The sequence below is a fragment of the Citrobacter sp. Cm046 genome, assembly GCF_030333065.1.
Lineage (GTDB): Bacteria > Pseudomonadota > Gammaproteobacteria > Enterobacterales > Enterobacteriaceae > Citrobacter > Citrobacter murliniae.
Window position 1 is genome coordinate 119,085 of record NZ_JAOWGP010000039.1, and the last position, 13,015, is coordinate 132,099.

12 protein-coding genes and 2 tRNA genes are annotated in these 13,015 nt (G+C 50.3%); 4 read left to right on the forward strand and 10 right to left on the reverse strand.

Features of this window, described 5'->3' with window-relative positions:
• Positions 1–15 precede the first annotated feature (15 nt).
• Both rimP and OGX98_RS11745 read right to left on the reverse strand, forming a co-directional pair.
• On the reverse strand, positions 16–468 hold the full coding sequence (rimP, locus tag OGX98_RS11740) for a ribosome maturation factor RimP (RefSeq protein ID WP_045449801.1): 453 nt from the start codon (positions 466–468) through the stop codon (positions 16–18).
• A gap of 207 nt (positions 469–675) precedes the next feature.
• Positions 676–752: transfer RNA gene (locus tag OGX98_RS11745), tRNA-Met, on the reverse strand.
• Between the two features lie 345 nt (positions 753–1,097).
• On the opposite strand from OGX98_RS11745, the gene argG reads away from it, so the two are divergent.
• Complete coding sequence (gene argG / locus OGX98_RS11750) at positions 1,098–2,441, forward strand: argininosuccinate synthase (RefSeq protein ID WP_286595321.1); 1,344 nt, start codon at positions 1,098–1,100, stop codon at positions 2,439–2,441.
• A 177-nt stretch (positions 2,442–2,618) separates the two neighbouring features.
• On the opposite strand, the gene OGX98_RS11755 is transcribed toward argG, so the two are convergent.
• From OGX98_RS11755 to OGX98_RS11765, 3 genes are all read right to left on the reverse strand, one after another.
• Positions 2,619–2,705, reverse strand: a tRNA-Leu gene (locus OGX98_RS11755).
• A gap of 9 nt (positions 2,706–2,714) precedes the next feature.
• Positions 2,715–3,047, reverse strand: coding sequence for a preprotein translocase subunit SecG (gene secG, locus OGX98_RS11760; RefSeq protein WP_133087022.1), 333 nt, complete (start codon positions 3,045–3,047; stop codon positions 2,715–2,717).
• A gap of 169 nt (positions 3,048–3,216) precedes the next feature.
• Positions 3,217–4,110, reverse strand: a complete 894-nt coding sequence (locus tag OGX98_RS11765; RefSeq protein WP_286595322.1) for a LysR family transcriptional regulator — start codon at positions 4,108–4,110, stop codon at positions 3,217–3,219.
• A 151-nt stretch (positions 4,111–4,261) separates the two neighbouring features.
• On the opposite strand from OGX98_RS11765, the gene iadA reads away from it, so the two are divergent.
• Positions 4,262–5,395, forward strand: coding sequence for a beta-aspartyl-peptidase (gene iadA, locus OGX98_RS11770; protein ID WP_286595323.1), 1,134 nt, complete (start codon positions 4,262–4,264; stop codon positions 5,393–5,395).
• Positions 5,396–5,405: 10 nt separating this feature from the next.
• The gene (dcuC, locus tag OGX98_RS11775) at positions 5,406–6,872 is read left to right on the forward strand and encodes a C4-dicarboxylate transporter DcuC (RefSeq protein ID WP_286595324.1); all 1,467 of its coding nucleotides are present in this window, start codon (positions 5,406–5,408) and stop codon (positions 6,870–6,872) included.
• A gap of 51 nt (positions 6,873–6,923) precedes the next feature.
• Here dcuC and glmM read toward each other — a convergent pair whose 3' ends face one another.
• The 4 genes from glmM to rlmE form a co-directional block, all read right to left on the reverse strand.
• A complete protein-coding gene (gene glmM, locus OGX98_RS11780; RefSeq protein WP_048220486.1) occupies positions 6,924–8,261 on the reverse strand; it encodes a phosphoglucosamine mutase in 1,338 nt (445 codons plus the stop codon).
• A complete protein-coding gene (folP, locus tag OGX98_RS11785; protein ID WP_045448041.1) occupies positions 8,254–9,102 on the reverse strand; it encodes a dihydropteroate synthase in 849 nt (282 codons plus the stop codon). The genes glmM and folP overlap by 8 nt, the downstream gene beginning before the upstream one ends.
• 98 nt (positions 9,103–9,200) lie before the next feature.
• Positions 9,201–11,132, reverse strand: a complete 1,932-nt coding sequence (gene ftsH, locus OGX98_RS11790) for an ATP-dependent zinc metalloprotease FtsH (protein WP_045448044.1) — start codon at positions 11,130–11,132, stop codon at positions 9,201–9,203.
• A gap of 99 nt (positions 11,133–11,231) precedes the next feature.
• On the reverse strand, positions 11,232–11,861 hold the full coding sequence (gene rlmE / locus OGX98_RS11795; RefSeq protein WP_004106110.1) for a 23S rRNA (uridine(2552)-2'-O)-methyltransferase RlmE: 630 nt from the start codon (positions 11,859–11,861) through the stop codon (positions 11,232–11,234).
• A gap of 125 nt (positions 11,862–11,986) precedes the next feature.
• Here rlmE and yhbY point away from each other — a divergent pair, with 125 nt between their 5' ends.
• Positions 11,987–12,280: a ribosome assembly RNA-binding protein YhbY gene (gene yhbY, locus OGX98_RS11800; RefSeq protein ID WP_003025016.1), complete on the forward strand. Its 294-nt coding sequence runs from the start codon at positions 11,987–11,989 to the stop codon at positions 12,278–12,280.
• A gap of 155 nt (positions 12,281–12,435) precedes the next feature.
• Here the strand turns inward: yhbY and greA are convergent, their stop codons facing one another.
• Positions 12,436–12,912: a transcription elongation factor GreA gene (greA, locus tag OGX98_RS11805; protein ID WP_045448047.1), complete on the reverse strand. Its 477-nt coding sequence runs from the start codon at positions 12,910–12,912 to the stop codon at positions 12,436–12,438.
• Positions 12,913–13,015 lie beyond the last annotated feature (103 nt).

Here is a 13,015-nt window from a genome sequence, read left to right on the forward strand (position 1 = left end):
CCTCAATCCAGACTGTTAAAAGTGGGGAACCAGGTTCGCCTTCTGGATATTACTCAGCGCGAACACTTCATCTTTACCTTCGACTGTGACAGTGATCATTTCACCATCCACCGCTTTGATAACGCCCTGCCATTTACGACGGTTTTGCACCGCCATACGAAGAACCAGCGTGACTTCTTCACCCAGGAAACGCACGTAGTGTTCAGCCGTGAACATAGGACGGTCGAGACCCGGTGAGGAGACTTCCAGGTTATAAGCTACAGTGATCGGATCTTCGACATCCATCACAGCACTTACCTGGTGGCTCACATCAGCACAATCATCAACATTGATGCCATCTTCACTATCAATATAGATGCGCAGTGTGGATGTGCGACCGCGAATAAATTCGATGCCGACCAGCTCGTACCCCAAGGCTTCAACTGGCGCTTTAATCATCTCTGTTAATTTTTGCTCTAATGTGGACAAGCCCACCCCCAAGACATAAAAAAAGGGCCTAAAGCCCAGTTATTCTGTAGTCAGATAACAAAAAACCCCGATAAATCGGGGCTTTAGATAACTGAACCCTATAACCGCACCTGCGGTTCGGAGAACCTTCCGAAAGAATTTTTTTCAAATCCAGCTACGAAGGCTTAAGTCTTCACAGTATATTTGAAAAAGAACTCTAAGGGAAAGTGGTTGCGGGGGCCGGATTTGAACCGACGACCTTCGGGTTATGAGCCCGACGAGCTACCAGGCTGCTCCACCCCGCGCCTGAAACGTGGCAAATTTTACTCGTTTTGGGTAAAAAATGCAAATACTGCTGGGATTTGGTACCGAGGACGGGACGTAAAATCTGCGCACAGTATATTGATTCTTTATACGTTATGTCAACCTTGATACAACTATGCAAATGGATGAATGCTGACAGATGCATAATAAACAAAAAGCAATAGCAATAAAATCGCCGCCTACGCCGTTATTTAACGAAATTATCACTAAACTCTTCCTGTCATCCTTAAAAGATGATTAAATGAAAACTCACTTATTTTGCATAAAAATGCAATTAACATAAAAAACCGACCTCTTCACCAGTCTATCAAGCAGGGTTTTATTTTATGACGACGATTCTCAAGCATCTCCCGGTAGGTCAACGTATTGGTATCGCTTTTTCTGGCGGCCTGGACACCAGTGCAGCACTGCTGTGGATGCGACAAAAAGGGGCTGTCCCATATGCATATACTGCGAATTTGGGCCAGCCGGATGAGGATGACTATGACGCCATTCCTCGCCGTGCAATGGAGTATGGTGCTGAGAATGCTCGCCTGGTAGATTGCCGTAAGCAGTTGGTTGCTGAGGGGATCGCCGCAATTCAGTGTGGTGCATTCCACAACACCACGGGTGGACTGACCTACTTCAACACCACTCCACTGGGTCGTGCCGTGACCGGTACTATGCTGGTAGCCGCCATGAAAGAAGATGGTGTGAATATCTGGGGCGACGGCAGCACCTATAAAGGAAACGACATTGAGCGTTTCTATCGTTACGGGTTGTTGACCAACGCGGAACTGCAGATCTACAAACCGTGGCTGGATACCGATTTCATCGACGAACTCGGCGGTCGCCATGAGATGTCCGAATTTATGATCGCCTGTGGTTTCGACTACAAAATGTCTGTCGAAAAAGCCTATTCCACTGACTCGAATATGCTCGGCGCGACCCACGAAGCGAAAGATCTGGAATTCCTGAACTCCAGCGTCAAAATCGTCAACCCAATTATGGGCGTCAAGTTCTGGGATGAAAGTGTGAAGATCCCGGCTGAAGAAGTGACCGTCCGTTTTGAGCAGGGGCATCCGGTTGCACTGAACGGCAAAACCTTCAGCGACGACGTAGAGATGATGCTGGAAGCCAACCGCATCGGTGGCCGTCACGGTTTGGGCATGAGCGATCAAATTGAAAACCGTATTATCGAGGCGAAAAGCCGTGGCATCTATGAAGCCCCGGGAATGGCGCTTCTGCATATCGCTTACGAGCGTCTGCTGACTGGTATTCATAACGAAGATACCATTGAACAATACCACGCTCACGGTCGCCAGCTTGGCCGTCTGCTGTATCAGGGCCGCTGGTTCGACTCTCAGGCGCTGATGCTTCGTGATGGTTTACAACGTTGGGTAGCAAGCCAGATCACCGGCGAAGTGACGCTGGAGCTGCGTTGCGGTAACGATTATTCGATTCTCAATACTGTATCCGACAATCTGACCTACAAACCAGAACGTCTGACCATGGAAAAAGGTGATTCAGTGTTCTCACCGGACGATCGTATTGGACAACTGACCATGCGTAACCTGGACATCACCGATACCCGCGAGAAACTGTTCGGCTACGCCCAGTCTGGTTTGCTGACTGCATCTTCCGCAACTGGCCTGCCACAGGTAGAGAATCTGGAAAACAAAGCGAAGTAATCGCGTTACAAAAATGACAAAAGCCGCGCAAGCGGCTTTTTTATGCGCTGAATTTAAAGTGAGTATCATGCAGGCTGGATAAAGACTTCACCGCCCTTCTTTAGAGAGGAAACCTGTGTTTACACAAACTTCAAATGCAAAAATGGACGCTAATTAGCGTCCATTTTCTTTGGAATTTGGTACCGAGGACGGGACTTGAACCCGTAAGCCCTATTGGGCACTACCACCTCAAGGTAGCGTGTCTACCAATTCCACCACCTCGGCACTGAAATCTTAGCGTGGGATATCGCTGGTCGGCTGAGCCGGAGCAGTTGGCTGAGTTTGCTCGGTTTTCGCCGGTGCACTCAGATTTTCCCACTCACTTCCTTTATTGGTCTTATTGCTGTTCATGTTACCCAGCACCAGACTGATGATGAAGAACAAGGTTCCCAATACAGCTGTCATTCGGGTCATGAAGTTACCAGAACCACTTGAACCAAACAGTGTACCAGAAGCGCCTGCGCCAAAAGAGGCTCCCATATCAGCGCCTTTACCTTGCTGCAGCATGATCAAGCCAACCAGGCCAATTGCCACAATAAGGAAAACTACTAAAAGAGCTTCGTGCATAATCAACCTGTTCCTTGCGGAGTTGCCGCGTACCAATGCTTCGACCAATAAAGCGGGACCGTTATACTGTTTCCCACTGAAGCGGGTGTGAATACTAACCAAAGCGAATAACCTTCGCAAGGGCAATTTGTTTGCATTGTATCAACTGCGGAAAAAATCGCCATATCAATCAAAAACGCAGCAACTTATCCCAGCATCTCTGCATAACTGACCGCTGATCCTCAAGATTAGCCCAGACAACAACCGGGATTTCACTTATCAGCTCTGAATTCTCTGGCCAACAGTGGATAATATCCTGATTCACCAACTCCTCAGCCACCATCGATTCCGGTAACCATGCCATCCCCATATGGCGCAGCACCATTTCTCGTATCGTTTCGCTTAAACCACTCTCAAACACCTTTTTCAACCGTGGTCGCACACACTGTTCTAACGGGTCAATAATACGCCTGACAAAGGTGTAGTCGCTGTAGCATAGCCAAGGGATCTGTACGCCTGGATCATCAAGACTGTCCGCCAGCTGTGCAGAAATTACCGGGATAAAACGCTCATACCGCCACAAGGATCGTTTTAACCCTCCGGCAATCTCCAGCCCCGGCTGCGACGAGGGCAAATCATAGGTTACCAGTAGATCAATTTGGCGGTTTATCAAAGCATTAAAGTGGTTATCAATCCCCTGAATGCAGGCATTTACCGTAAAATTTAATTGTGGTTCGCTTTGTCGCAGATAGTTGATCATGTCAGGCAGGATATTCACCGACAACGTATGCAAACTGACCATTACCAGCGTGTTATCTGTTGCTGGCATCATTGCGGACAGCTCATGGCGAGCTTCCGTCAATGTACTCAGAACATGCCGGGCATAAGGTTCAAAACGCTCGCCATAGGAGGTCAACGTAACGGGAGTCGTGGTGCGATCGAACAGCGGGACACCCAGCACCTCCTCCAGCGCCTTAATACGCCGGCTTAGTGCTGGTTGAGTGATATGCCGCTGTGTAGCGGCCTGGGAGTAATTCCCATGCTGACTTAAAGCCAGAAAATCTTCTAACCACTTACAATCCACGTCAAACTCTCCGTCATGCCATAACAGTATCCACCGATAACAAATCGGAAATAGTCACAGTTATAGTAATGGCTTTAATGTGGACATCATAACAACAATATTCTGTTTCACCTGCCGAGTCTCCTTCCCCTTGACGTTTGACAGGACTGATATGTTTACTTTACTGACCAATGCCCGTGTATTTTCCCCTGAAGATTTAGGCCTCTGCTCCCTGCTCATACATGCCGATCGTATTGTGGCAGTAGAAAAAGATATTTCACTCTTTGATGGCGTCAAAGACGTCATCGATTGCCGGGGTAAGTGGGTTATCCCTGGTATTATCGATCAGCACGTCCATCTTACCGGCGGTGGTGGTGAAGCAGGGTTTGCCAGCCGAACACCTGCCGTCAAATTGCGCGATCTGATTCTGGCCGGTATTACAACGGTCGTCGGTGTGCTTGGCACCGATGCTATCTCTCGTTCCCCCAAAGATCTCTACGCAAAAATGCAGTCTCTTAACCTGGAGGGACTACGTGCGTTTATGCATACCGGAGCCTATGCGGTACCCAGCCCGACGATTACGCAATCCATTCGCGATGATATGGCATTTATCCCGGCAATTCTCGGTGTGAAAATCGCTCTTGCCGATCACCGTGGCTCATATCCCTCTTTCCAGGAGTTGTTGAGAATAGTCAGCGATATCCGGGTCGCCTCACTGCTGGCAGGTAAAAAAGGGTTACTGCATGTCCACCTCGGCAACCTGCCGGAAGGAATGTCGCAACTTGTGGAGCTTTGTGATGCAGGGATCCCGATCCACCATATTTCGCCAACCCATGTTGCAAGAACAGAGGCGTTGTTCGAACAGGCTACCAATTTCGCGCGTCGCGGTGGCCATATTGACGTGACGTCTGGCGGTAGTCGATTTATGCCTCAGGAAGAAGCTATTCTCCACGCACTGGAAGCTCAGGTTCCAGCCGATCGCATTACCATTAGCTCTGACGGCAACGGCAGTGTGCCACGCTTTAACGCTCAAGGAATTGTTGAAGGATTAAGTGCAGCCCCGGTAGCAGGTAACCTCAATTTGCTTCCTCGCCTGATCGATGTCGGTATTCCAGTATCTCAGGCGGTCGCGATGATGACGGCGAACGTCGCACGATCGTTGGGGATTTCCGGCGGCATGCTTTGCGCTGGAGAACGGGCCGATATTTGCGTACTCAATAACGATCTCTCACTGTCGCATCTGTTTGCCGCTGGCAAGCCGTTACTGCGTGATGGTGAATGCCTGGTTAACGGCAATTTTGAGTGAGGATGTGAAAATGTCATTATTGCTGGCGCTAGTCGCCATTATTTTTGCCGGACGCCTGATCCTGAAAAAGTATCACCCACAATCGGTGCTACTGTTGACCGGGATTGTGCTGCTGCTCATCGCACATTTTAGCGGGCTGACCACGCTCAGTAGTCTGGTGAAAAAAAGCACCGGGTTTGGCCCCTTTGATGCCTTTGAGTTTATACGCGATACCCTGAGCGTTCGCCTCGGCGGTCTCGGACTGCAAATTATGCTGATTGGCGGCTTTGCCACCTATATGTCGGCAATTGGTGCAAGCCAGGTACTGGTTCGTGTCACTTCCCGGCCTTTACAGCGTCTGAACTCCCCTTATCTGCTGCTTGGGCTTGCATTATTGCTGGGGCAATTCCTGTCGCTGTTTATCAGCAGCGCCACGGGCCTGGGATTACTACTGATGGCAACGCTTTACCCATTACTGACTCGTCTGGGTTGTAGTCGTGCTGCGGTAGCAGCCGTGATCGCCAGTACTTGCGCGGTTGAGTTTGGGCCCGGTTCAGGCAACTCTGTGCTGGCGGCTAAAACTGCGGGTATCGAGGTCGTGAACTATTTTGTCCAGGACCAGCTTCCCATCGTCGTACCCGTTATTCTCTTCATCGCCCTGCTCCATATCGTTGTTCAGCGTTTTTTCGATCGCCGGGAAAGTGGGGACCATGTGACTCAGCAGATGCAAACATTAACATCAACCGAAGAAACCAACGCACCGATAGCATGGCTGTTCCTGCCAATGCTACCGCTGGTATTGATGTTGTTATGTAGCGACCTGCTGTTCAGTTCACTAAAAATCACCCTGGATACAGCCGTACTGATAAGCCTGGCCATTACGTTGATTTGCGAGTATTGCCGCCACCGAAAAGCGCGTGATGTAATGGCAGGCGTGCAAAAAGTTTTCGACAGCATGGGCAGCGTTTTTGCCACCGTCGTCACGCTGATTATCGCTGGTGAAGTTTTTTCTGCCGGGCTGAAAGCAATTGGCGCAGTCGATGCGCTCCTGTCACTCTCCGGTGAATTTGGTCTCAGTGCCGCTTCGATTATCTTGCTGATGACACTGATCACCTTCGCAATTTCGGCACTAATGGGTTCCGGAAACGCGGCGTTTTTCTCTTTCGCACCGATGGTGCCGGATATCAGTCGCCATATTGGGAGCGACATTGCGGTGATGATGCTGCCTATTCAGATATCAGCGGGCATTGGTCGAACGTTATCGCCGATTGCCGGCGTTATCATTGCTATTGCGGGGATCGCTGGCGTATCACCGGTGGATATTGTTAAACGTACCGCAATTCCGATGCTGGGAGGATGGTTGTTAATGATTGTGCTGACATTTGCACGTTCAGGGCATTTGCTGGCGGTTCTGCCGTGGTTGGCTGCTCTTGTGCTAATAATGGCCGGGGGCTACTTCTGGCAACATCGACGCAAACAGGCACTTTCAGCACAGTAAAAAAAAAGCCGGAGTCCTGTCCTGGACTCCGGCGCTGATTCTTTACAAGCGTTAAACCGCTTTCACAGCATCCGCAATACGGTGAGCGAACTCTGTTACCTGCGCTTCATCTTCACCTTCCACCATCACTCGTATTAATGGCTCAGTGCCTGATTTACGCAGCAGCACACGCCCACGGCTGCCCAATGCTGCTTCAACATCTGCCATCACCGCTTTCACGTTTTCATTTTCCAGCGGATCGCCGCTGCCAGCAGTAAAGCGAACATTAACCAGCAATTGCGGGAACATTTTCATTCCACTGCACAGGTCGTGCAGACTCATATGGTTACGAACCATCGCTGCCAGCACCTGCAGACCCGCCACAATACCGTCACCAGTGGTAGTTTTATCCAGCAGGATCACGTGACCCGAGTTTTCAGCCCCGATGCGCCAGCCTTTTTCCTGCATTTTTTCCAGCACATAGCGGTCACCCACTTTTGCACGGGCAAACGGGATCCCCAGCTGTTTCAGTGCCAGTTCCAGCCCCATGTTACTCATCAGCGTACCGACAGCACCGCCACGCAATTGCCCCTGACGCAAAGCCTCACGGGCAATGATATACATGATTTGATCGCCATCGACCTTGTTACCTTCATGGTCAACCATGATCACGCGATCACCATCACCGTCCAGCGCAATACCCAAATCGGCTTTTTCAGCTATCACGCGAGCCTGCAGCGCACGGACATCGGTAGCACCAACTTCTTCATTGATGTTAACGCCATTCGGCTCACAGCCAATCGCAATCACGTTAGCACCGAGTTCACGCAGTACATTTGGGGCAATGTGATACGTTGCACCGTTAGCGCAATCCACCACGATTTTTAACTCATTCAGACTCAGTTCATTCGGGAATGTGCCTTTGCAGAACTCAATATAACGACCGGCAGCATCGACGATACGAGTCGCTTTACCCAGTTCAGCCGAGTCCACACAGGTAATCGCTTTTTCCATCTCGGCTTCAATAGCCTCTTCAACCGCATCTGGCAGTTTGGTCCCATCGGTGGAGAAGAATTTAATTCCGTTATCATAAAATGGGTTGTGCGAGGCAGAAATAACGATTCCGGCTTCAGCGCGGAAAGCGCGAGTCAGATAAGCGACGGCAGGTGTTGGCATGGGGCCGGTGAAAGAGGCAGACAGACCAGCAGCAGCCAGGCCCGCTTCCAGCGCGGACTCCAGCATATAGCCGGAAATACGCGTATCTTTACCGATAATGATTTTGCGAGAACCATGACGTGCCAGCACTTTTCCTGCCGCCCAACCCAGTTTGAGCACGAAGTCAGGGGTGATTGGAGCATCACCTACGCGGCCGCGGATCCCATCAGTGCCAAAATATTTACGATTACTCATAGCGTTTGTTTTCCTTTGCAGACAATGTGGCTTCCACCACACGCATCGCTTCTACGGTTTCTTTGACGTCATGGACACGAATAATCTGCGCCCCCTGCATTGCGGCAATCACCGCGCATGCGAGGCTACCACTCAGACGCTCAGATGGACCCACATTGAGCAACTGGCCAACCATTGATTTTCGTGACATTCCTACCAGCAGCGGCAGATTAAAATGATGAAACTCTGCCAGGCGTGCCAGTAATGTGTAGTTGTGAGCAAGATTTTTACCGAATCCGAATCCAGGGTCGAGCAGCAATTTATCTTTTGTGATTCCGGCCCTTTCACAACGCGCTATTTGCTCAATAAAGTAACGATTTACCTCAACAAAGACATCTTCATACTTTGGCGCTTCCTGCATAGTTTTCGGCTGTCCCTGCATATGCATCAGACAAACCGGCAATCCGGTTTCCGCCGCCGCTTCCAGCGCCCCCGGTTCAGAAAGCGAGCGAATGTCATTAATGATATGTGCGCCAACTCTGGCACATTCGCGAATGACTTCCGGTTTCGAAGTATCTACTGAAATCCACACTTCAAAACGTTGAGCAATGGCCTCAACGACTGGGATCACACGCTCCAGCTCTTCTTCCACGCTCACGTCTGCGGCCCCTGGACGAGTGGACTCTCCACCCACATCAATGATAGTCGCCCCTGCGTTAATCATCAGATTTGCGTGTTTCACTGCTTCAACCAGCGTATTGTGCGCCCCGCCATCGGAAAAGGAGTCTGGCGTAACGTTTAAAATTCCCATTACGTGGGGATGACTGAGATCCAGTGAAGAACCCTGAGCAAAGAGTTTCATAGTTTTATCCCTGGTAAAATCTTGAGTAAGCAGATAAGAAAAACCCCGGAGCAAGCCCCAGGGTTTTCAATTAAAACATGGTCATCAACAACGATAACTTATTTGTCGCCTAACTGCTCTGACATGTTGCCCGCATTCGGCGTACGCGGCTCTTCAGTCGGACGCGGCGCACTCGGGGTGCCATTGTTGCCAGAGTTGTTAGAAGTACCAGACTCTTCCCAGCCAGCTGGCGGGCGCACATCACGACGAGCCATCAGGTCATCAATCTGTGGTGCATCGATAGTCTCATATTTCATGAGCGCATCTTTCATCGAGTGCAGAATATCCAGGTTATCGTTCAGAAGACGACGAGCGCGGTCATAGTTACGTTCAATCAGCAATTTAACTTCCTGATCGATGATGCGCGCAGTTTCATCGGACATATGTTTTGCTTTCGCAACAGAACGTCCCAGGAACACTTCGCCTTCTTCTTCCGCATACAGCAACGGACCCAGTTTTTCAGAGAAGCCCCACTGCGTCACCATGTTACGCGCCAGGTTAGTCGCGACTTTAATGTCGTTCGACGCACCGGTAGAAACATGTTCTGCACCGTAGATGATCTCTTCAGCCAGACGACCGCCGTACAGCGTAGAGATCTGGCTTTCCAGTTTCTGACGGCTGGCGCTGATTGCGTCGCCTTCAGGCAGGAAGAAGGTAACACCCAGCGCACGACCGCGCGGAATAATCGTCACTTTATGCACCGGATCGTGTTCCGGTACCAGGCGACCGATAATCGCGTGGCCCGCTTCGTGATACGCGGTGGATTCTTTCTGCGCTTCCGTCATCACCATGGAGCGACGTTCCGCACCCATCATGATTTTGTCTTTCGCTTTCTCGAATTCAACCATCGACACAACGCGCTTATTGCCACGGGCAGCAAACAGTGCCGCTTCGTTCACCAGGTTCGCCAGGTCTGCACCGGAGAAGCCAGGAGTACCACGGGCAATGATTGCCGCATCGATGTCCGGAGACAGCGGTACGCGACGCATATGCACTTTCAGGATCTGTTCACGACCACGAACATCCGGCAGACCAACAACAACCTGACGGTCAAAACGGCCTGGACGCAACAGCGCAGGGTCAAGAACGTCCGGACGGTTAGTTGCCGCGATAACGATGATACCTTCGTTACCTTCGAAACCATCCATCTCAACCAGCATCTGGTTCAGCGTTTGCTCACGTTCATCATGACCACCACCCAGACCTGCGCCACGCTGGCGACCTACGGCGTCGATTTCATCGATGAAGATGATGCACGGTGCAGCTTTCTTGGCCTGTTCGAACATGTCACGCACACGAGATGCACCGACACCCACGAACATTTCCACGAAATCAGAACCGGAAATAGTGAAGAATGGAACCTTTGCTTCACCCGCGATGGCTTTCGCCAACAGGGTTTTACCCGTACCCGGAGGACCGACCATCAGGACGCCTTTCGGGATTTTACCGCCCAACTTCTGGAAACGGCTAGGTTCGCGCAGGTATTCAACCAGTTCAGCCACCTCTTCTTTCGCTTCGTCACAACCTGCAACGTCAGCAAAAGTGGTTTTGATCTGATCTTCCGTCAGCATGCGCGCTTTACTCTTACCGAACGACATGGCGCCTTTGCCACCACCGCCCTGCATCTGACGCATAAAGAAGATCCAGACACCAATCAGCAGCAGCATTGGGAACCAGGAAATGAAGATAGAAGCCAGCAGGCTCGGCTCTTCAGGCGGCTCGCCAACAACCTTGACGTTTTTGGTCAGCAGGTTATCAAGCAGCTTCGGATCGTTAACCGGGATGTAGGTCGTGTAACGGTTACTATCTTTCTTGGTAACGTTAATCTCACGTCCGTTGATACGCGCTTCACGAACCTGGTCCTGATTGACCTCTTGCAGGAAGGTAGAGTAATCAACCTTACGGCCATTAGACTCGCTGGGCCCAAAGCTCTGGAATACTGACATCAGCACAACGGCAATGACCAGCCAGAGTATTAGGTTTTTCGCCATGTCACTCAAGGGATTAACCTCATATTACAACTGTGTTAAAAACAGCGTCAGGATACTCTATATCCAGCGTCTTTCAAACTTCCGTTTGAAATCTACCGGTTATGGTTTACGCCCGGTCGCTACAATGTACACTTCACGCGAACGGGCGCGAGAAGAGTCCGGCTTACGAACTTTGACCTTCGTAAACAGGGAGCGAATCTCTCTTAGATACTCATCGAAACCTTCGCCCTGGAACACCTTCACTACAAAACTACCACCTGGCGCTAATACATCACGAGCCATTCCAAGCGCCAGCTCTACCAGATACATGGCCCGGGGAATATCCACCGCCGGTGTTCCACACATATTTGGCGCCATATCAGACATGACAACTTGTACTTTACTGTCACCTACGCGCTCAAGTAACGCTTTCAGGACTAATTCATCACGAAAGTCGCCCTGAAGGAAGTCCACACCAACGATTGGATCCATAGGTAAAAGATCACAAGCGATAATGCGGCCGCTGTTCCCGATCTGCGTAACCGCATATTGCGACCAGCCACCGGGTGCAGCGCCGAGGTCAACAATCGTCATCCCCGGCTTAAAAATCTTGTCACTCTGCTGTATTTCATCAAGTTTAAACCAGGCACGGGAACGTAACCCCTTTTTCTGTGCCTGTTGAACATATTTATCGCTAAAGTGTTCCTGAAGCCAGCGGCTTGAGCTGGCAGAACGCTTTTTACCTGTCATTTCACTTTCCCATCGGGCAGTTCATCGTAACCAATGGTGTAAATTTCTACACAGCTATTTGGCGATATAAGGGAGATGGCGGTAGAATGACCCGTTTTCAATCCCAACGTAAGCAAAAATATACGATGAATCTGAGTACTAAACAAAAACAGCACCTGAAAGGTCTGGCACATCCGCTCAAGCCTGTAGTTATGCTTGGCAATAATGGTTTGACCGAAGGGGTACTGGCCGAGATTGAACAAGCGTTAGAGCACCATGAACTTATCAAGGTGAAAATCGCCTCGGAAGATCGCGATACTAAAACCTTGATCGTGGAAGCTATCGTACGCGAAACCGGCGCCTGTAATGTACAGGTCATCGGCAAAACGCTGGTACTGTATCGCCCGACTAAAGAACGTAAAATCTCGCTGCCACGCTAAGAATATCCCAAAATTGAACACGAAGTTTGTGTAAAACGCGGGAGTTTCTGCTAGCAGGAGAGCAAAATGCCACGCTCTCTTCGTTGATAAAAGGCCGCTATGCGGCCTTTTTCCTTTCTTTACAATACATCAACATCTTGAGTATTGGGTAATTCTTACAGGTATTCTACCTTAATCACTTCATATTCCACTTCACCGCCCGGCGTTTTGATAACCACCACATCATCCTGCTCTTTACCGACCAGGCCACGCGCGATAGGGGAATTCACAGAAATCAGGTTCTGTTTAAAATCAGCTTCATCATCGCCCACGATGCGCCAGGTCTGCTCTTCGTCGTTATCGAGATTCAGCACTGTTACCGTTGCACCGAAAACGACGCGGCCATTGTTTGGCATTTTAGTGACATCGATAACCTGCGCGTTGGACAGCTTAGCTTCGATATCTTTAATGCGCCCTTCGCAGAATCCCTGCTGTTCACGGGCCGCGTGATACTCCGCGTTCTCTTTAAGATCACCGTGCTCACGAGCATCGGCGATAGCGGCGATAATTTCAGGGCGGCGCACAGATTTCAGAAAATCCAGCTCTTCGCGCAGTTTTTCAGCACCACGTAAGGTCATCGGGATAGCTTGCATTTGTTATACCTCTTGAACATTCCTGTAGGGGGCGCTTGTCTTCACCCCGGCTGCTAAGCCCACCCTGGCATACGCCATGCCAGAGTCAGAAGCAAAAAAATAC